The organism is Exiguobacterium artemiae 255-15, from assembly GCF_000019905.1.
Classification (GTDB): domain Bacteria; phylum Bacillota; class Bacilli; order Exiguobacteriales; family Exiguobacteriaceae; genus Exiguobacterium_A; species Exiguobacterium_A artemiae.
On sequence record NC_010556.1, the window covers coordinates 1,835,375 to 1,854,636 of the forward strand.

General features: G+C 47.1%; 20 protein-coding genes. All 20 read right to left on the bottom strand.

Going from position 1 to position 19,262, the window contains the following annotated elements; all coding sequences use genetic code 11:
- Positions 1-11: 11 nt before the first annotated feature.
- Entirely contained in the window at positions 12-1,325 is a 1,314-nt protein-coding gene (gene fliI, locus EXIG_RS09630) for a flagellar protein export ATPase FliI (protein WP_012370746.1), read from the bottom strand.
- The gene (locus tag EXIG_RS09635) at positions 1,318-2,043 is read right to left on the bottom strand and encodes a FliH/SctL family protein (RefSeq protein WP_012370747.1); all 726 of its coding nucleotides are present in this window, start codon (positions 2,041-2,043) and stop codon (positions 1,318-1,320) included. The genes fliI and EXIG_RS09635 overlap by 8 nt, the downstream gene beginning before the upstream one ends.
- Positions 2,027-3,034 (bottom strand): flagellar motor switch protein FliG, encoded by a 1,008-nt coding sequence (gene fliG / locus EXIG_RS09640; RefSeq protein ID WP_012370748.1) that lies wholly within the window; start codon positions 3,032-3,034, stop codon positions 2,027-2,029. The genes EXIG_RS09635 and fliG overlap by 17 nt, the downstream gene beginning before the upstream one ends.
- A 4-nt stretch (positions 3,035-3,038) precedes the next feature.
- Entirely contained in the window at positions 3,039-4,607 is a 1,569-nt protein-coding gene (gene fliF / locus EXIG_RS09645; RefSeq protein ID WP_012370749.1) for a flagellar basal-body MS-ring/collar protein FliF, read from the bottom strand.
- A 28-nt stretch (positions 4,608-4,635) separates the two neighbouring features.
- The gene (gene fliE, locus EXIG_RS09650) at positions 4,636-4,923 is read right to left on the bottom strand and encodes a flagellar hook-basal body complex protein FliE (RefSeq protein WP_012370750.1); all 288 of its coding nucleotides are present in this window, start codon (positions 4,921-4,923) and stop codon (positions 4,636-4,638) included.
- Positions 4,924-4,939: 16 nt separating this feature from the next.
- Positions 4,940-5,338 carry a flagellar basal body rod protein FlgC gene (gene flgC / locus EXIG_RS09655; RefSeq protein WP_012370751.1) on the bottom strand — a complete coding sequence of 133 codons (399 nt, stop codon included), beginning with the start codon at positions 5,336-5,338 and terminating at the stop codon, positions 4,940-4,942.
- Between the two features lie 3 nt (positions 5,339-5,341).
- A complete protein-coding gene (flgB, locus tag EXIG_RS09660) occupies positions 5,342-5,707 on the bottom strand; it encodes a flagellar basal body rod protein FlgB (protein WP_234944526.1) in 366 nt (121 codons plus the stop codon).
- A 246-nt stretch (positions 5,708-5,953) separates the two neighbouring features.
- Positions 5,954-6,733 carry a GTP-sensing pleiotropic transcriptional regulator CodY gene (gene codY / locus EXIG_RS09665; protein ID WP_012370753.1) on the bottom strand — a complete coding sequence of 260 codons (780 nt, stop codon included), beginning with the start codon at positions 6,731-6,733 and terminating at the stop codon, positions 5,954-5,956.
- A 16-nt stretch (positions 6,734-6,749) separates the two neighbouring features.
- Positions 6,750-8,120, bottom strand: coding sequence for an ATP-dependent protease ATPase subunit HslU (gene hslU, locus EXIG_RS09670; RefSeq protein ID WP_012370754.1), 1,371 nt, complete (start codon positions 8,118-8,120; stop codon positions 6,750-6,752).
- Entirely contained in the window at positions 8,113-8,664 is a 552-nt protein-coding gene (hslV, locus tag EXIG_RS09675) for an ATP-dependent protease subunit HslV (RefSeq protein WP_012370755.1), read from the bottom strand. The genes hslU and hslV overlap by 8 nt, the downstream gene beginning before the upstream one ends.
- Before the next feature lie 13 nt (positions 8,665-8,677).
- Positions 8,678-9,556, bottom strand: a complete 879-nt coding sequence (locus EXIG_RS09680) for a tyrosine-type recombinase/integrase (RefSeq protein ID WP_012370756.1) — start codon at positions 9,554-9,556, stop codon at positions 8,678-8,680.
- A 171-nt stretch (positions 9,557-9,727) separates the two neighbouring features.
- Complete coding sequence (trmFO, locus tag EXIG_RS09685) at positions 9,728-11,032, bottom strand: FADH(2)-oxidizing methylenetetrahydrofolate--tRNA-(uracil(54)-C(5))-methyltransferase TrmFO (RefSeq protein ID WP_012370757.1); 1,305 nt, start codon at positions 11,030-11,032, stop codon at positions 9,728-9,730.
- 3 nt (positions 11,033-11,035) lie between these two features.
- A complete protein-coding gene (gene topA / locus EXIG_RS09690) occupies positions 11,036-13,132 on the bottom strand; it encodes a type I DNA topoisomerase (RefSeq protein ID WP_012370758.1) in 2,097 nt (698 codons plus the stop codon).
- Between the two features lie 47 nt (positions 13,133-13,179).
- Positions 13,180-14,007, bottom strand: a complete 828-nt coding sequence (gene dprA, locus EXIG_RS09695; RefSeq protein ID WP_012370759.1) for a DNA-processing protein DprA — start codon at positions 14,005-14,007, stop codon at positions 13,180-13,182.
- 64 nt (positions 14,008-14,071) lie between these two features.
- Positions 14,072-14,986, bottom strand: a complete 915-nt coding sequence (gene sucD / locus EXIG_RS09700) for a succinate--CoA ligase subunit alpha (RefSeq protein ID WP_012370760.1) — start codon at positions 14,984-14,986, stop codon at positions 14,072-14,074.
- Positions 14,987-14,999: 13 nt separating this feature from the next.
- Entirely contained in the window at positions 15,000-16,160 is a 1,161-nt protein-coding gene (gene sucC, locus EXIG_RS09705) for an ADP-forming succinate--CoA ligase subunit beta (protein WP_012370761.1), read from the bottom strand.
- Positions 16,161-16,248: 88 nt separating this feature from the next.
- Positions 16,249-16,509, bottom strand: coding sequence for an EscU/YscU/HrcU family type III secretion system export apparatus switch protein (locus EXIG_RS09710; protein ID WP_012370762.1), 261 nt, complete (start codon positions 16,507-16,509; stop codon positions 16,249-16,251).
- Positions 16,506-17,384, bottom strand: a complete 879-nt coding sequence (locus tag EXIG_RS09715) for a TP0910 N-terminal domain-containing protein (RefSeq protein ID WP_012370763.1) — start codon at positions 17,382-17,384, stop codon at positions 16,506-16,508. Before EXIG_RS09715 ends, EXIG_RS09710 begins: the two co-directional genes overlap by 4 nt.
- Before the next feature lie 13 nt (positions 17,385-17,397).
- On the bottom strand, positions 17,398-18,150 hold the full coding sequence (gene rnhB / locus EXIG_RS09720; RefSeq protein WP_012370764.1) for a ribonuclease HII: 753 nt from the start codon (positions 18,148-18,150) through the stop codon (positions 17,398-17,400).
- 59 nt (positions 18,151-18,209) lie between these two features.
- Entirely contained in the window at positions 18,210-19,076 is an 867-nt protein-coding gene (gene ylqF, locus EXIG_RS09725) for a ribosome biogenesis GTPase YlqF (protein WP_012370765.1), read from the bottom strand.
- Positions 19,077-19,262: the final 186 nt, after the last annotated feature.

The following is a 19,262-nucleotide window of genomic DNA, read 5'->3' on the forward strand; positions in this document are numbered from 1 at the left end:
GTGAACCTCCCTTAACGGATTGTCGAAATCAGACGACTCATCCCGTCTTCGAAATGACTTTTTTCTTCGACCCGTTGTTTCAAAAACCCAATCAATTCAGGATATTTTTCAACGGCCCGGTCAATGTCTGGATTCGTACCGCTTTTGTATGCACCGATATTGATCAAATCTTCCGCATCAAGATAAGTGGACAATAACTGTCTGAACGTAATGGCACTATCCTTATGTTCGGTCGAGGTAATTTGATTCATGACCCGACTGATGGAACGTAAGATATGAATCGCCGGATATTGTCCTTTGTTGGCCAGATTCCGGTCAAGAACAAAGTGACCATCGAGAATCCCGCGGACAGCATCTGCAATCGGTTCATTCATGTCATCCCCATCCACTAAGACGGTATAAAATGCCGTGATGGAACCTTCTGTCGTTTTCCCGCTTCGTTCCAACAGTTGCGGAAGTAAGGCGAATACACTGGGCGTATACCCCTTTGAAGCAGGCGGTTCGCCGGTCGCAAGACCAATTTCACGCTGGGCCATGGCAAACCGTGTGACGGAATCCATCATCAGTACGACATTTTTCCCTTGATCCCGAAAATATTCAGCAATGGCCGTCGCCGTGTACGCCCCTTTGAGTCGGACGAGCGGCGGCTGATCACTTGTCGCTACGACGATGATCGAACGGCTCATCCCTTCCTCACCCAACTCTGCCTCAATAAACTCTTTCACTTCACGGCCCCGCTCACCAATCAAGGCAATGACATTGATATCAGCCATTGATCGTTTGGCAATCATACCGAGTAAAGTCGATTTACCGACACCGGATCCTGCAAATAAGCCGACCCGTTGACCTTGTCCGACGGTCAATAAACCGTCGATGGCACGGATTCCTGTCGATAACACCTCATCTATCCGCGGACGATCGAGTGGACTTGGCGGTTTCCGGACAATCGAAGTCGTCCGTAAATGCGCCAGTGACTTCCCGTCCAAGGAACGTCCGAGACCGTCGAGGACAGTTCCGATCAGATCATCTCCGACCGGAACATGAAGCGGTTTGCCGGTCGCAATGACGATCGACCCCGGTGCAATGGCCGTTGTTTCACCATATGGCATCAGTAAGACGTGTCCTTCCCGAAAACCGACGACCTCTGCCTCGATTTCGTCACCACGATGAATCCGGATCAAGCACCGTTCTCCGATGGCGACAGCTGTCGGACCACGTGATTCAATCATCAACCCGATGACTTGAACGACTTTACCGGAATGCTCGACCAGCTCTTCCCGGCGAACATCTCGTATTGCGGCTTGGAGTTGCTTGAGCTTATACATCACGTACCACCTCGTTAAGTTGTTCCATCAATCTTTGATATCCGATTGAAAGTCCGCCTGTGATGGCACCGTTCTCCGAGTCAATCCGGAAGTCACGTGCCGCCAGTTCCGGATCAATCCGTAAACTGATGGTTGCGCTTCCGCCTAGAATCGTCTGTAACCGTTCATCCAACAGGACAACCCGTTCAAAGTCTTCGGCTGAAGTGTAGACGATTAATTTTTCGCGGTCTCTGAACTGAAGAATCAACTGCTGAATGGTCTGATAAAGGGCTTCTTCATCTGTGTCGTGAAGCTGCTCCAAAAACTGATGTGTCAATTGCAGGGCAAGTGCACACATTTCATCTTCCATCAGGATGATGCGTTCTGCATACATCTGTTCGAGCCGGTTCGAAAATTGGTTCGTCTCCTCAATCCGTTGTTCAAATTGGATTCGTCCGGCCTGTTGTCCCGCCTGAAAACCTGCTTCGTACCCTTGTTGTCTCGCTTCTTCCAGAACACGGATCCGCTCTTGCTCCAACGCAGCCTGACGCGTTTGTTCCTGCTGTTCAATCAACAGTTGCTGTTGGTTAAGCTGAGCTTGACCTTCCCGCATCATTTCTTCATAAGAAACAAGCGGTTCGGTTTCGATCACTGGTTCGGTTTCCGTCTGATGAAAAATCGTTCGTTGCGTCCGGTCGAAGACGACTTGACGTTTAATGACATTAGACAACGATATCATCTCCTCCACCACGGGCGACTACGATTTCACCCATATCTTCTAGGCGGCGGATAATGCCGACAATCCGGCTTTGTGCTTCTTCGACGTCCCGTAACCGGACAGGCCCCATGAACTCCATATCCTCTTTGAATGATTCGACCATTCGTTGGGACATGTTCCGGTATACCATTTCCTTGACGTCTTCTGATGAGACTTTAAGTGATAGTAACAAGTCTTCATTCGAAACTTCGCGGATAATCCGTTGGATGGCCCGGGCGTCAAGCGTAACGATATCCTCAAAGACAAACATCCGCTTCTTGATTTCTTCCGCCAACTCTGGATCCTGAATTTCGAGCGTATCGAGAATCGTTCGTTCCGTCGTCCGGTCGACACCGTTCAAGACTTGAACCACAGCTTCGATTCCGCCTGATTGAGCATAATCCTGCATTCCCGCTTGAGACAGATTACGTTCAAGAATCTGTTCGACTTCACTGATGATTTCCGGATTCATCCGGTCCATCGTCGCAATCCGTCTCGCGACATCGGACTGGGACTCTGCCGGCAGTTCTGATAAAATCTGTCCTGATTTAACCGGGTCCAGATGGGCCAAGACTAACGCAATCGTCTGCGGATGCTCATTTTGAATGAAGTTCAGCAATTGTTTTGGATCTGCTTTCCGGGCAAACTCAAACGGTCTGACTTGAAGTGTCGATGTCAAACGATAGATGAGTTCCATTGCTTTCTCTTCCCCTAATGCTTTTTCCAAGACCGATTTAGCGAATCCGATACCACCTTGCGTAATATAGTTTTGTGCTGTCGCGAGTTCATGGAACTCTTCCAATACTTCGAGCTTTTCCTCCGGATCAATCCGCTTCATGCTCGAAATCTGTAATGTCAGCCATTCCATTTCTTCTTCGGATAAATGTTTATATACGCTGGCCGCGACTTCCGGTCCAAGCGAAATCATTAAAATAGCGGCTTTTTCCCGACTACTCATCTCTAACTTCTTCATTTCATCAATCCTCCGCTAACCAGGTGCGTAACAACTTCGCAAATTCATCCGGATTGGATGCGGCAAGCTTCTCAAGCTGTTTCCGTTTAACTGCTCCGTCACTTGTGTCCTCTGTCGACAGTTCAGGAACTTCTGTCTCGATTGGTGTCCATTCTTCCAGTTCCTCAATTTCAGCTGTTTTTCTTCTACGCATCAAGAGGAAGATCGCCCCGATTACAACGAGTGCTGCGGCACCTAATGCAAACCAGACCCACATCGGTGTTGTTTCCGTTGTGACTGTCTGTTTTGGTGTCTCGGCAAACGGTCTTGACATGACGACGACTTTATTCGCAAGTTCTGCATCAGTCAAGGTCGTTTTCGCATCGGTCTTCGTCAATGAAGTCCGGATGATTGAATACATCATCGTCTGCAGATCAGTTTGAAGTTGCGGATCAATCTGATTTTGTCCTTTAGGTGGCTCGACGATGACTTGAATTCCTAAGTCACGGATTTCATAAGGAGCACCGGTAATCTGTTTGGTGATCCGGTTGACTTCATAATTGATGATATCGTGTGTCTTTTCACTGGTATCACCTGTTGTTCCTGTACCTTGCGGGAAATTGATTGTCTCATTTTCACCCGTTCCTGCAGTTCCTTCGTTGGCAGCACCGGTGTATGCTTCGGCAACTTTTTCTGCCGATGTAACAATTCCCTCGATTTTATCGGGATCAACCGGTTCGACCAGTTTTTGTTCTTCTTGACGTTGCGTGACATCGACGTCTGCCGTAACAGAAACCAATGCTTTTTGCGGACCAAGAACAACCGACAACATTTGCTGAATTTGTTGACGCAAATCTTTTTCTGTCGTTTTCTTCAGCTGCATCGGATCCGTTCCGCCCGCAGTCTGTGCTCCCTTGCCCGGTTCATAATACGTAAAGTACTGATCCATGATGGTAATATTTTCTTCTTTTAAATTCGGGATACTTTTCGCAATCAGATGATACAACCCTTGAACTGTCTGCTGATTCAAGTCACTGCCGGCGCTCGATGTCAAAACGACTGAGACAGTTGACGTCTCTTCTTTATCTGACAAGAAGACACTCTTTTCCGGTAATGTAATCATAACTTTTGCTGCATCGATTCCATTGACTTGTGTAATCAGGTTTTCTAACTCCGTCTGCATCGTGTCCCGCTCGAGAATATTCATTTCCTTATCCGTTGTTCCAAAACCGGCGTTTTCACTAAAGAAGGAATAATCGATTTGTCCTGATTTTGGTATTCCGGCTGTCGCCAATTCAACTTTTAAGTTTTCGGCACTTTCTTCTGGTACAAGAATCGTTACACCATCTGTTCCACTGACGACTTCAGACTTTACACCGTCTTCATTTAATTTCTCCGTCACTTGACCTGCCTCTTGGGGAGACAACTTCGAGTACAGCGGTGTCATCGTCGGTTTACTTAGCCAAATCGCTGCAACAATGATCGCAGCGATTAAAAATAAGATGATTCCGATGATTGTTGCCTTTTTGACGAGCGACCATTCCTGCCATGTTGTTTTTAATGCGCCAAAGCGCGTTTTCAGTCCTTCATTCATCAAACATCTCCCACGCTTTCCTTAACAATCACAGTTGCATACGCATCATTTCTTGGTATGCTTCGATGCCTTTATTTCGGACTTCGATAGCGAGTTGCATAGAAAGCGATGCTTCTTCTGTTTTGATCATGATGTTATGTAAGTCCGTCGTTTTTCCAGTCGCAAGATCCACCCTTGCCTGCGATGAAGCTTGTTGTGCGTCATTCAGACCATTCATGGCCTGGCTGAGTACTTCACTGAAATCACTTGGTGTCGTTTTGGCAACAGATTGAGACGGTAAGACCATCTGCATGCTTTGAATCGGTTGAATCGCCATCGTGTCATCTCCTTCATTACTTGCCGATTTCCATCGCTTTGACTAACATTGCTTTTGTTGCATTCAATGCCGTGACGTTGGCTTCGTAAGAACGCGTCGCCCCCATCATATCAACCATTTCCTTCAATAAATCCACGTTTGGCATTTTAACGTATCCGAGTTCATCCGCATCAGGATGATTCGGATTGTATTCCAGCTTAAACGGTTCCTGATCTTTTCGAATCTCACTGACTGTCACGCCGGAACCGGTCTCTTTTAAGACCGCCAATTTACGGGCGTAAGGTTGCCACTCTCCGTTAACCAGCTCACCGCGTGTCGTCTGGGCATTGGCGATATTGGCAGAGACGGTATCAAGTCGCAGCCGCTGTGCCGTCAGTCCTGTTGCAGATGTATGAAAACCTGAAAACATACTCATGGTTTAACGTCCTCCCCGGATGACAGATTGAATGCCGGAAAATTTCCGATTCAATTGTTCGACCAGTGCTTCATACTCAATTTGATTGCGTGATAATTCAGACATTTCGAGGTCAATATCGACCCCGTTGCCATCGTTACGCATAGCAGACGATTGTTCAACGATACTTCCTGAAGTGCCGATTGTCGCGTGTCGTTTTAGACTCATCTTCATTTCGGAGTCCAACACATCGCTGAACACGACACGTTTTGCTTTATATCCAGGCGTATCGACATTTGCAATGTTTGTTGAAATTACTTTCTGCGCTGCCACCGTCCGATCGACGGCCTGTGTCATTGTTGCATAATCTGAACCAAGCCAGTTCATCATTCAACCTCCACCCCTATTTATCTCGTAAAACTTAGTATTATACCGTAAGCGGTTAGTAACATATCTGAAATAATTGAAACAAATAGGTCAATGTTTGAAAAGAAGTTTTTTGAAAAAGAGGGGAATGAGATGTTAATTTTTCGCTTTTTAAACCCTTTTCTTATAAAAATGATAAATAATACCTATAAAAAAAAGAAGACCTAGTACATTACTAGGTCTTCTTTAAAATTCTAGCTTTTCCTTTTTTTAGTTCGATTTAATACGCTCTAACTCATAAAGGAAATTATCGTTTAAAATTTTGATATACGTCCCCTTCATCCCAAGTGAACGGGACTCGATGACACCGGCGCTTTCAAGCTTACGCAGGGCGTTGACGATGACGGAACGAGTAATACCGACACGATCGGCAATTTTAGAGGCGACGAGTAACCCTTCGTTTCCGTCCAATTCCTCAAAGATATGTTCAATCGCTTCAAGCTCCGAATAAGATAAGGAATTGATCGCCATTTGGACGACGGCTTTTTTCCGCGCCTTATCTTCCGCTTCATGGGCTTTCTCGCGTAAGATTTCCATTCCGACGACGGTTGCTCCGTATTCAGCAAGGACTAAGTCTTCTTCATTAAAGTCTTCGAGCATCCGGCCAAGGACAAGTGTTCCAAGGCGCTCCCCGCCACCGATAATTGGAACGATTGTCGTTTTTGAAGTTTCAAACATATCACGGTTATCGATCGGGAACGCTGTGTGCTCACTGTCAATCGCGATGTTCGCAGTCGTTTCCGTGACGTTAAATAATTTTTTGGTGTAATCTTCCGGGAACTGGCGCTCTTCGAGGAATCCACGAATCCGTGCATTCTCGATTTGTTGTTTAATTGCAATCCCTAACAACTTTCCACGACGGCTGACGATAAAGGTATTTGATTCCATGACTTCGCTTAACCGATCTGCCATGACCTTAAAGTCGACATGTGTGCTTGCTTCTTGTTGTAACATCGTGTTGAGCTTTCGTGTTTTTGCCAGTAAATTCATGATTTTCTTCCTCCACTTATAAGATGAACTGACTTAAGTCACGATCATCTGCTACTTTTCCGACGCGGTCCATGACATATTGAGGTGTGATGGTGACGTCTGTCTCCGGCATCTCTGCCGCTTCAAACGATAATTCTTCTAATACACGTTCCATGATGGTATATAAACGGCGAGCACCGATATTATCTGTTTCATCATTTACTTGTGCCGCAATCCGTGCAATTTGACGAATCGCGTCTTCCGTAAATGTGACATGGACTTGCTCTGCCCCAAGTAAAGCTTTATATTGCTTGAGCAATGCTTGGTTTGGTTCTGTCAAAATTTTGACGAAGTCATCTTCCGTCAGACTGTCGAGTTCGACCCGAATCGGGAAACGTCCTTGTAACTCCGGAATCAGATCGGATGGTTTTGCCATGTGGAAAGCCCCGGCTGCAATGAATAACATATGATCGGTCTTCACAGGACCGTACTTCGTTACGACAGTCGAACCTTCGACGATTGGAAGGATATCACGCTGGACACCTTCGCGCGATACACCGGCGCTGTCTTGTCCCTTCGTGGCAATCTTATCGATTTCATCAACGAAGATGATACCCATCTGTTCTGCACGACGAACGGCTTCATCATGGACTTCATTTAAATCGAGTAAACGTTCTGCTTCTTCTGCTGTCAAAATCGGACGTGCCTCTTTAACGCTCAGCTGACGTTTTTTTGTTTTTTTCGGCATGACTTGTCCGAGCATATCCTGCAGATTCGCAAGACCTTCCATACCTTGTTGTCCGGAGAACAAATCCATTTGACGTTCTTCAATGTCCACATCAATCATGCGGTCTTCTAGTTGACCTTGGAACAGCTGTTGTCGAATGACAGAGCGATCGGCGGTGTCATTCGCAGTTTCTTGTTCAGGCGGTTTTTGGGTGCCACCGAATAACATCTCGAACGGATTTCCTCCACCGAGACCTGTCGACGCTTTTTTACCGACAAGTGCATCCACAATCCGTTCATTCGCGACCGCTTCAGCCCGTTCTTTTAAAGCTTCCTTTTTCTCATCCTTGACGAGGCGGAGTGAAGCTTCGACTAGATCACGGACCATTGATTCAACGTCCCGACCGACATAACCGACTTCTGTAAACTTCGTCGCTTCAATTTTAACGAATGGTGCGCGGACCAGTTTAGCAAGTCGACGGGCAATTTCTGTTTTCCCGACACCCGTCGGTCCGATCATCAGGATATTCTTTGGTGTCACTTCATCACGCAGGCTCGGATCGAGCAGTTGCCGGCGGTAACGATTTCGAAGTGCAATCGCGACGGCTCGTTTTGCATCCGCCTGACCAATGACATGTTCATTTAGTTTTTCCACGATTTGTCTCGGTGTAAATTCATGCATCTGCACTTCCCCCAATCGTCTCTAAAATGATTTGATCATTTGTGAATACACATAACTCTCCCGCTGTTTCAAGAGCTGCACGGGCGATTTGCTCAGCCGTCATATGTCCGGCATGCCGAGCAAGTGCACGACCCGCCGCGAGAGCATAGTTGCCGCCTGAACCGATGGCTAAAATACCGTCATCCGGTTCGATTACTTCTCCGTTACCGGAAACAAGCAGTAAATGTGTTCCGTCCATGACAAGCAACAAGGCTTCAAGTTGGCGTAACATTTTATCGCCGCGCCATTCCTTTGCTAATTCCACGGCTGCCCGTTGCAGGTTCCCGTTGTACATCTCAAGTTTTGCTTCAAACTTTTCGAATAGCGTAAACGCATCAGCTACACTTCCGGCAAATCCTGCAATCACTTTTCCACCATAGAGACGCCGGACTTTTTTTGCACTTTTCTTCATGATGACCTGATTACCGAAAGTCACTTGTCCATCTCCGCTCATGGCAGATTGACCGTTATGTTGAATCGCAAAAATCGTCGTTGCATGAAACATCCTATTTCCTCCCTTAGGCACGCGGATGCGCTTGCTGATAAACATGTCGTAGCCGCTCCGTCGTGACGTGTGTATATTGCCCTGTCGTCGATAATGAAGCATGCCCAAGCAATTCTTGCACCGCTCGTAAATCTGCTCCACGTTCCAGTAAGTCGGTCGCGAAACTATGTCGTAGAGCATGTGGTGTCACATGTTTCGATAAAAAGGGGTCTGCCTTTTTTAAGATTTTCCGAATTCCGTCCGTTGTCAGACGACGGCCTGAACGGGAAAGAAAAACGGCTTGTTCCTCGTCCTCGGTCGGTTGTCGTTCTGCCAAATAGTCGGTCAAGGCTTTTCTCGCAAATGACCCGATCGGTGTAATCCGTTCTTTTCGTCCTTTTCCGTATACATGAACATATTCCAAGTCCGAATCTAAATCTTTTACGTTCAATCCGGCTAATTCACTGACACGCATCCCTGTTGCATATAGCAACTCAATCAATGCCACATTCCGTACACCTAATGCATCCGACGTTCGGAAGACTTCTAAAAATCGTTCGTATTCTGATGGGACTAAAAACGTCGGCAGCGTTTGGACACGCTTTGGTGCCTTTAATCCTTCAAATGGATTGACATCATTTGTATCCCGTGTCACAAAACGCCCGAACTGTTTCAAACAAGATACTTTTTGAGCAATCGTTGATTTAGATGCTTTTTGATCATAAAGAGCAAACAAATAACGCCGTGCAGTTGCCAATTCAATCGATCCCAGCTGATGATCGAGGCAAAAAGCGGCGTATTGTCGAAGTGTTTGATCATAAGAACGGCCCGTATTTGGAGATAATTGACGTTCGATGTGTACATACCGTAAAAACGATTTTCGCAGTACGTCAAACTCTAAGTCTACTCCCATGGATGAGCCCCCTTCTAACCATTTCATACTCGAATCGCCCTTAGCATAGCACACCGTAAGTAGTCTGACAATAGACCAAAAATCGGAAAAATGACAAAATTATCACGCTTTTATGACAAATCAAGAAATGGGAGAAAAGAACGCTGGATTGCGTCTTCTCCCCCATCTCACTTACATATCGGTAAAGTCTTTAATCGCTTCTAATGCCCGCTCGGCAAGGAGCGCATATTTTTCAGGTTTCTTCATACGACCTGTCTGTCCGACAAGTCCCGGTACCAATCCGAAGTTTGCGTTCATCGGCTGGAAGTTCTTTCCTTCCGTCGTCGTGATGTAATGTGCCATTGCACCCATCATCGTCTCTTTCGGGAAAGCGACCGGTTCCGCCTCATTGACGAGACGTGCCGCATTGATTCCTGCCGTCAAACCGGATGCCGCCGATTCAACGTATCCTTCAACCCCTGTCATCTGACCGGCAAAGAACAGGTCATGACGTGTCCGCGTTTGATACGTCGGTTGCAACAGGTTCGGTGAATTGACGAACGTGTTCCGGTGCATGACACCGTAACGGACGATTTCGGCATTTTCAAGACCCGGAATCAAACGGATGATCCGTTTTTGCTCGCCCCACTTCAAATGCGTTTGGAAACCGACCAGGTTAAACAGTGTCCCGGCTGAGTTATCCTGACGCAATTGAACAACGGCATACGGACGTTTACCGGTTTTCGGATCTTCGAGACCAACCGGTTTCATCGGTCCGAATAACAGTGTCTTCGGTCCGCGTGACGCCAGTACTTCAAACGGCATACACCCTTCGAAGTAGATTTCCTTCTCGAATTCCTTTAAAGGAACGACTTCCGCTTTGATCAACTCGTTATGGAAATGCGTAAACTCCTCTTCTGTCATCGGACAGTTCAAGTAAGCCGCTTCTCCTTTATCGTAACGTGACTTTAAATACACCTTATCGCGGTCAATCGTATCACCGTCAAGAATCGGCGCGGCAGCATCAAAGAAGTACAGATAGTCTTCTCCGGTAAACTGCTTCAGTGATTCGGACAAAGCGGCACTTGTAAGGGGACCTGTTGCAACGATGGTCGGACCTTCCGGAATCGCTTCAAGTTCTTCATGATGAACCGTGACGTTTGGATGATTTTTTAATGTTTCCGTCACATATCCGGCAAAGTCATGCCGGTCGACAGCGAGTGCTCCGCCTGCCGGCACACTTGCCAAGTCAGCTGCTTTCATGATGAGTGAGTCAAGTTGTCGCATTTCTTCTTTTAATACGCCGACTGCATTCGTCAGTTGATTCGCCCGCAGTGAGTTCGAGCAGACGAGTTCGGCAAACTGATCCGTATGGTGAGCAGGTGTCTGCTTGACTGGTCGCATTTCATATAAATCTACTTGTACACCGCGTTTCGCAAGTTGCCATGCTGCTTCAGAACCTGCGAGTCCGGCGCCGATTACGGTTACCCGTTTCATCGGTCATTCCTCCTCTTGCTCCTGATCGATGCGTGTTTCATGATGTCCACAAGACGTACATTCTACTTTCACACCGTTCTTGATTTTCTTTTGTACCATCATACTGCTACAAACCGGACATGGTTCTTCAACCGGTTTATCCCATGAGACGAATTCACATTCCGGATAATTGGAACAGCCATAGAACAAACGGCCTTTTTTACTCCGGCGTTCGACGATCTCACCTGTTCCGCACGTCGGACATTTGACACCGATTTCAACTTGAATCGGTTTGGTGTTCCGACATTCGGGGAAGTTCGAACACGCCATGAATTTACCGTAACGTCCCATCTTGATGACCATCGCGTGACCGCAGACTTCACAATCTTCTCCGGCTGGTTCATCTTTGATTTCGATTTTTTCGATTTCGGCTTCAGCACGCGTCAGTCGTTTTTCGAACGATTTATAAATCGGATCAACGACTTCGGTCCACTGCATGTCACCTTTTTCAATCGCGTCAAGTAAGGCTTCCATATCCGCCGTAAATTGAACGGTGATAAATTCTTGGAAATAATCACTGATCATGTCGATGACCAGCTCTCCGAGTTCAGTCGGCAGGAATTTTTTCTCTTCCAGCGTCACATAGCCGCGTTTTTGAATCGTATCCAGTGTCGGGGCATAGGTCGACGGACGACCGATTCCGAGTTCTTCCATCGCCCGGACGAGGCGTGCCTCTGTATACCGCGGTGGTGGTTGCGTAAAATGCTGTTTCGGTTCAATCATTTCCTGTTCCAAGACTTCTCCGTCTTCAAGCGCCGGTAATAATCCGTCCTTGACGTCCGTTACCGTCTCATCATCTGTGTCTTCAATATAGACTTTCATGAATCCAGCAAATTTAACCGTTGAACCGTTTGCGCGGAACATGACATCGTTTGAAACCAAATCCACTTTTACAGTATCGAGAACAGCCGGAGCCATCTGACTGGCAACAAACCGTTCCCAAATCAATTTGTATAACCGGAACTGATCCCGGGACAAATACGATTTGACAAGCTGCGGATCACGCATCGTCGACGTCGGACGAACGGCTTCGTGGGCATCTTGCGAATTTGCCGCTTTTTTCTCTTTCCGTTTCTCAACAGCGATATATTCTTTTCCGTACGCATTTTCAATGAAGCCGTGCGCTTCGAGATTCGCCGTTTCAGAAGTTCGTGTCGAGTCTGTTCGCATGTAGGTGATCAAACCGACTGTCCCTTCTTTTCCGAGCTCGATTCCTTCATATAACTGCTGGGCAATCATCATCGTCTTTTTCGCACGGAAGTTCAGCTTACGGGCTGCTTCCTGTTGGAGCGAACTCGTCGTAAACGGCAAGGCCGGATTACGCCGGCGTTCTTTTTTCGTCACGGAATCGACCGTAAAGGACTTGGATAGTTTAGCCAATACTTCATTGACTTCTTCTTCCGAGTGCAGTTCACGTTTCTTTCCGTCAATTCCGTAAAAATTCGCTTCCAGCTTTTCGCCGTTTGCATCAAGCTCCAGTTTGATCGTCCAATATTCTTCCGGTAAAAAGGCGTTGATTTCCTGTTCGCGGTCGATGATCATCTTCACGGCAACCGATTGAACACGTCCTGCTGACAAACCTTTTTTAATTTTCTTCCAAAGTAACGGACTCATGCTGTAACCGACAAGACGGTCCAAGATACGCCGTGCCTGTTGTGCATCGACAAGATCGTAGTTGATCTTGCGGGGTCTCTTGAACGAATCTTTGATGGCGTCTTTTGTGATTTCATTAAAGACAACCCGGCATTCTGTCGATTCATCGACACCGAGGGCTTTCGCTAAGTGCCAAGCGATCGCTTCCCCTTCACGGTCCGGGTCGGCTGCGAGATAAATTTTTTGTGCTTTTTTAGCGGCCGTTTTCAATTCCTTTAAAACCGGCCCTTTACCACGAATCGTAATATACTTTGGTTCATAGTCATGTTCTACGTCAACACCCATTTGACTTTTCGGTAAGTCGATGACATGTCCCATCGAAGCTTTCACGGTATAGTTTGAACCGAGATAACGTTTGATGGTTTTTGCCTTTGCAGGTGATTCGACAATTACTAAATATTTTGCCATTACAATCGCTCCCTATTAGAGGCGTACTCGTATTTTAATCTCACTTATCATAGTAGTCTCGATTCCCATTTGTCAACGTTCATCAAGATACTTTTTGAAACTTCTTCCGGATTTAAGAGTGGAATCGCGCCTTCTGCAATCAATTGATTTGTTCCTTGAAAGTGTTTTTCCGTCGGACATCCCGGAATGCAGTACACGTCTTTTCCTTGTTCAAGCGCATGTCCGGCTGTATTCATCGTCCCACTTTTCCGTGTCGCTTCGACGATGATCAATCCTGATGCCAAACCTGAGATGATCCGGTTTCTTTCTAAAAATTGATGTTTTTTGACGGGTGTCGGAGCAGGATATTCCGATAAAAGCAGTCCGTCTTGTTGAATCCGTTGAAACAACGGCGCATGCCTTGCAGGATACAAAAAGTCAAACCCGCTCGCTAGTACGGCAATCGTCGCCTGATGATGTTTGAGGGAAAGACGGTGTACGAGAGAATCAATACCAAGTGCGCCACCCGACACGGTAACGAACGGCGATTCAAAAAATGGACGTAAGAAAGATAGACGTTTTGAGTGAGAAGGAGAAGGTTGACGGCTTCCGATGATACTGATCATCGGCTGTCTCAATAAGGAAGGATCACCACTGAAGAAAAGTCCATAGACGGGTTGAGGAATCTGAAGTAACGGCATTGGGAAATACGGATCTCCCGGAACAAGAAGGTTCGTTGGGACTTGATCCAATTGTAGGGCTTGCTGATAGCGGTTTTTGATGGATCTCGACACAGGCAAATCCTCTACCGGTAAAAGACCGTACTGCTCGATCAAGACAACGATTGAATACGGAACCCGGCAAGTCGCAAAACGTGCATACAGTTCTCTCTCCATTCATTACGCTCCTTTTATATAGAAGAAAGCCGTCCTGATTAGATCAGGACAGCTGACATCTTGTTTAGTTCACAGTTGAACCTGTGACACATTCATCGTAAATACCGGCTTCTTTAATGACACGAATTAACGTCTCACCAATGATTGCTGGTGTTTCTGCCACTTCGATCCCGTTGGCACGAAGTGTTTTGATTTTTTCTGCAGCAGTTCCTTTACCACCTGAAATGATAGCACCGGCATGACCCATCCGTTTGCCTTCAGGCGCTGTCTGTCCACCGATGAATCCGATGACCGGCTTCGTCATGTTGGCTTTGACCCACTCTGCCGCTTCTTCTTCTGCCGTTCCACCGATTTCACCAAGCATGATGACGGCTTTTGTTTCCGGATCTTCATTGAACGCTTTGAGCGTATCGATGAAGTCTGTTCCGTTGACCGGATCGCCACCGATTCCGACTGCAGTAGATTGACCAATTCCTGCTGTCGTCAATTGATGAACCGCTTCGTACGTCAACGTTCCAGAACGAGAAACGATACCAACGTGACCTGGTGTATGAATGTATCCAGGCATGATTCCGAGTTTCGCAACGCCCGGTGTAATCACACCCGGACAGTTTGGTCCAATCAGACGAACGGGTTTTCCGTCCAGGTAACGTTTTACTTTGACCATATCAAGAACCGGAATTCCTTCCGTGATACAGATGATCAAGGCGATGTTCGCATCTGCCGCTTCCATGATGGCATCCGCTGCAAATGCAGGCGGTACATAGATGATCGAAGCATTGGCACCTGTTTTTTCGACTGCTTGAGCGACTGTATCGAAGACCGGTACACCTAATACTTCTGTGCCGCCCTTTCCTGGTGTCACACCACCGACGAGGTTCGTTCCGTAATCAATCATCTGTTCACCGTGGAACATTCCTTGATTCCCTGTAATTCCTTGAATGATGACTTTTGTTGATTCATTTACCCAAATACTCATCCTTAGCTCCCCCTTACTTCACGAGCGCAGCAATTTTTTCTGCGCCGTCTGCCATTGATGTAGCTGCTGTAATCGCTAGACCTGAATCTTTGAGAATTTGTTTTCCGGCATCGACGTTTGTTCCTTCGAGACGGACGACGAGTGGCAATTCTAAGCCCACTTCTTTTGTTGCTGCAACGATACCTTCTGCAATGACGTCACATTTCATGATTCCACCAAAAATGTTAACGAAAATTCCTTTGACGTTCTCATCCGACAAAATCAATTTAAAGGCTTCTGTTACTTTCTCTTTCGTCGCACCGCCGCCAACATCAAGGAAGTTTGCCGGATCGCCGCTGAAGTGCTTGATGATATCCATCGTCGCCATGGCAAGTCCTGCACCGTTGACGAGACATCCGATGTTTCCGTCAAGTGCAATATAGTTTAAGTCATTTTTAGAAGCTTCCACTTCGCGTGGATCTTCTTCCGTTTCGTCACGAAGTGCAACGACATCGGCATGACGGTATAACGCGTTTGAATCAAAGTTCAGTTTTGCATCAAGTGCCAAAACATCACCGTCTTTTGTTGTGACGAGTGGATTGATCTCAGCGATTGAACAGTCTTTATCGACGAAGAATGTATACAATTTCGTCACCATGCCGACGAACTTGTTGACAAGCTTAACCGGAACACCCATTGCAAACGCCAGTTTACGCGCTTGGAAAGCTTGTAAGCCGACTGCCGGATCCACTACTTCTTTGATAATTTTTTCCGGAGTTGCTTCTGCGACTTCCTCGATATCCATTCCGCCTTCACTTGAACCCATGATGACGACACGTCCCGTTACACGGTCAAGGACAATCCCGAGATAGTATTCTTTGTCAATCGCACAACCTTCTTCAACAAGAAGACGTTGAATGACTTTACCTTCTGGACCTGTTTGATGCGTGACGAGTGTTTTGCCGAGTAACTCTGTCGCGAATTCTTTCACTTCTTCTTGCGATTTAGCCAATTTAACACCACCGGCTTTACCGCGACCCCCTGCGTGAATCTGTGCTTTTACGACTTTGATCGGACCTGACAATTGTTCTGCTGCATCGACTGCCTCTTCGACTGTAAATGCTGCAATTCCGTTCGGAACAGGTACACCGTACGAACGAAGTAACTCTTTTGCCTGATATTCATGTACATTCATGAAAAAATCCCCCTTAACCCCTTTAGTTTCGGCTCTTTCATTGTAGTTAAAATTGGAAGCGCTGTCTATCGTTATCGACCGAAAGCATTTATTTCTTCAAAATTTCCGTTTGATCGAGCTGATATAAAAAGGCAAACAACTCGGCAATGACTCCGTATAATTCGTTTGGAATTTGTTCCGAGACTTGAACGGTATTGAGCAATGTAATCAGTGTCGCGTCTTCACGGATTGGAATGTTGTGCTGTAACGCCTCTTCAAGAATTCGTTCCGCGACCCGTTCCGATCCTTTCGCGACGACCTTAGGCGCCTGCATCTGTTCCTCATACGATAAGGCGATGGCTTTTTTCATATCTGATAGTCCACCCTTCCGTTTCGATCCGTCGGTTGAAATGAAATCCGTTCTTTTTCCGATTCGATCTGTTCAAAACGAATCAAATCATACCCTTGCTCGTGCAGACGCTGCTCGATAGTCGGCTGATAATGGGACATGAACGTTGCTATCCGCTCATCCGGATGAAAAACGGAAATCGCAATCTTTCGATCCGTAATTAATAAATCCAATGCGATTTCACCGGTTTTCGGCAGTTTTAAGTAAAAAGCGATGCGGGCGTGATCGGGATTAAATTCTTTTTGATCAAACGGCGCTTCCATTGTGATATCGACTTCCTCAAAAGGGCCGAATTGCGGTAATTGAAACAAAAAAATACCGCGCCCGGTTTCATTCGTTGCTTGAATGACTTGTTGGGCGAGCACTTGATCACTGGTCTTCCGGTCCAATTGTCCTTCCGTCATGCCGTCCGCATGCCGAGCGAGTTGGACCAATTCGATGATTGCTTGTTTAAATGCCGTTCCGGATCCTTCCATCACTTTTTGCCCCAGCTGTTGCAACACATCCCGCGTCGTTTGCGGGATCGAGTCATTCGAAAAGTGGGTTAACCGGTTAAAGGCCGGTAAGACTGTCGCCTTATTTGGTGCGGACTCTTCTGCTATGATTTTTAGAACCGGTTGTCCATCTGTGCTCGTGACGGTAAAACGGTAGGTCGCACCTTCTTTCAGCTCGGCTGTCGTTCCTGCCGTCAAGACACGTTGACCAACCTGCAGTTCCATCAGACCGTCCGGAAGCAGCTTCAATACTTTGCCGATGACGTTGGCCCCTTCACGCAACGGTTGGTTGGTCGCATCAATGATTTTAAAAGGCAGTAAGGCCCGATGTTCAATCTGCACGATGGTTTACCTCCTAAAGTCGGTCGAGGACCGGTTTAAATGTCTTCCGGTGAATCGGTGTCACCCCGACACGATCGAGTGCCTGTAAGTGTTGTGCTGTCCCGTACCCGGCATGTTGATCAAAACCGTACTCCGGATAGAGAACGGCGTATTGTTCCATCATCGTATCCCGTGTTTCTTTAGCGATGACACTCGCCGCTGCAATCGAGACGCTCCGCGCATCTCCTTTGATCAGGGACTCTTGCGGAAGATCGACATCGAGTGTCATTGCATCCACTAACAAGGCATCCGGTGTCAACTGAGCAACAGCCTGTTGCATCGCTTGCTTCGAGGCCTGATAGATGTTGATCCGGTCGATCTCTTCCGGCTCGATGATACCGATTGCGACTTCTGCGACCTCCTGAATATGTTGATAAGCGGCGCTTCGTTGCTTTTTGGACATCTGTTTTGAATCCGTCAATCCGGGATGATAAAAGCCGGCCGGCAGGATGACGGCTGCTGCGACAACGGGACCGGCGAGCGGTCCACGGCCGACTTCATCCACTCCGGCAATTCGCTGATGCCCTTGTGCACGGTACCGGTCTTCGAACAGGGACCGTTCCTGGAACTGGACACGTTGCTGCTCTTCCTGTAACAATCGGCGTTCTGCTTGTTTCAAGGCCGTGACAACACCTTTTCGGCCATCTTCGGCGAATTCCTTTTTAAATTGTTCCAATTCTTCCTGCGAAACGTGTGCCAATCGGGTTTTGATTTCCGTTATGTTCATGACGTAGCTCCTTTTTGAAAAAAGCTTGGATTTCTCATCATGAGAAACCCAAGCCTGTCTTATTCTGTGACGGTTGCCCACTCTTCGACGGTCTCGAGCGTGACACGACCAATTTTCTCCGTCCGTAGCTCATGAAGCAACATTTCACTTGTCCGTTCAAAGTCGACATAACCGCCTGTTACGAAACCGCGGTTTTTACCGATCGCTTCGAGCACTTCGACGGCTTCACCTGACACATCCTGTAACCGATAACGGGCTTTCAGTTGCTCCGGATAACGGGACTTGAGCTCTCGGATTGCAAACAAGGCGATATCATCGATATTCAGGATATCATCTTTAATGGCACCCGTCGCCGCTAAACGGTAACCGACAAGCTGGTCATCGAACTTCGGCCAAAGAATTCCCGGTGTATCGAGTAGTTCCATTTCACCTGTTTTCATTTTGATCCATTGTTGACGTTTCGTTACACCTGGACGGTCGCCTGTGATTGCGATGTTCCGTCCGGCCAACCGATTGATCAAGGTTGATTTTCCGACGTTCGGAATCCCGATGATCAACGCGCGAATCGCACTCGGGTTCCGTCCCTTATCCCGCATCCGGTCATGTTTGTCTTTCATCAAGCGTAAGGCACCTTCATGAATCTGACCCAACCCTTTACTGTGCTTCGCATCCACGGCGATGACGTCGACACCGTCTTTACGGAGTGCATGCATCCATTTTTCCGTCAGCCGGGCATCCGCCATATCTGATTTATTCAGGACGATCAGTCGTGGTTTGCCTGCTGTGATTTGTTCGACCATCGGATTACGGCTCGACATCGGTAAACGTGCGTCGACTAATTCGATGACGACATCAATCAATTTTAATTTTTCCGTCACTTCACGGCGTGCTTTCGCCATGTGTCCCGGGAACCATTGTATTGTCATTTCTTCCACCTCAAGTTTTCATAGTGCTTGGACTGCTAATAATGAACGATATATACGTCGTGTCCCGTGTTACCGATTCACCGTCTGTTCGAGAGAAACGATCCATTCTCTAGTATACGCAACTTTTCGACAGAAAAGAACCCTGTCCCCGTCCGAACAAAAAAACGAAGTCCACATTTTGTGAAC

Excerpts from the sequence above, each read along its gene's own strand:
- fliI (WP_012370746.1), bottom strand. The coding sequence starts at position 1,325 with ATGTATAAGCTCAAGCAACTCCAAGCCGCAATACGAGATGTTCGCCGG.
- EXIG_RS09635 (WP_012370747.1), bottom strand. The coding sequence starts at position 2,043 with ATGATATCGTTGTCTAATGTCATTAAACGTCAAGTCGTCTTCGACCGG.
- fliG (WP_012370748.1), bottom strand. The coding sequence starts at position 3,034 with ATGAAGAAGTTAGAGATGAGTAGTCGGGAAAAAGCCGCTATTTTAATG.
- fliF (WP_012370749.1), bottom strand. The coding sequence starts at position 4,607 with ATGAATGAAGGACTGAAAACGCGCTTTGGCGCATTAAAAACAACATGG.
- fliE (WP_012370750.1), bottom strand. The coding sequence starts at position 4,923 with ATGGCGATTCAACCGATTCAAAGCATGCAGATGGTCTTACCGTCTCAA.
- flgC (WP_012370751.1), bottom strand. The coding sequence starts at position 5,338 with ATGAGTATGTTTTCAGGTTTTCATACATCTGCAACAGGACTGACGGCA.
- flgB (WP_234944526.1), bottom strand. The coding sequence starts at position 5,707 with ATGATGAACTGGCTTGGTTCAGATTATGCAACAATGACACAGGCCGTC.
- codY (WP_012370753.1), bottom strand. The coding sequence starts at position 6,733 with ATGAATTTACTGGCAAAAACACGAAAGCTCAACACGATGTTACAACAA.
- hslU (WP_012370754.1), bottom strand. The coding sequence starts at position 8,120 with ATGCATGAATTTACACCGAGACAAATCGTGGAAAAACTAAATGAACAT.
- hslV (WP_012370755.1), bottom strand. The coding sequence starts at position 8,664 with ATGTTTCATGCAACGACGATTTTTGCGATTCAACATAACGGTCAATCT.
- EXIG_RS09680 (WP_012370756.1), bottom strand. The coding sequence starts at position 9,556 with ATGGGAGTAGACTTAGAGTTTGACGTACTGCGAAAATCGTTTTTACGG.
- trmFO (WP_012370757.1), bottom strand. The coding sequence starts at position 11,032 with ATGAAACGGGTAACCGTAATCGGCGCCGGACTCGCAGGTTCTGAAGCA.
- topA (WP_012370758.1), bottom strand. The coding sequence starts at position 13,132 with ATGGCAAAATATTTAGTAATTGTCGAATCACCTGCAAAGGCAAAAACC.
- dprA (WP_012370759.1), bottom strand. The coding sequence starts at position 14,007 with ATGGAGAGAGAACTGTATGCACGTTTTGCGACTTGCCGGGTTCCGTAT.
- sucD (WP_012370760.1), bottom strand. The coding sequence starts at position 14,986 with ATGAGTATTTGGGTAAATGAATCAACAAAAGTCATCATTCAAGGAATT.
- sucC (WP_012370761.1), bottom strand. The coding sequence starts at position 16,160 with ATGAATGTACATGAATATCAGGCAAAAGAGTTACTTCGTTCGTACGGT.
- EXIG_RS09710 (WP_012370762.1), bottom strand. The coding sequence starts at position 16,509 with ATGAAAAAAGCCATCGCCTTATCGTATGAGGAACAGATGCAGGCGCCT.
- rnhB (WP_012370764.1), bottom strand. The coding sequence starts at position 18,150 with ATGAACATAACGGAAATCAAAACCCGATTGGCACACGTTTCGCAGGAA.
- ylqF (WP_012370765.1), bottom strand. The coding sequence starts at position 19,076 with ATGACAATACAATGGTTCCCGGGACACATGGCGAAAGCACGCCGTGAA.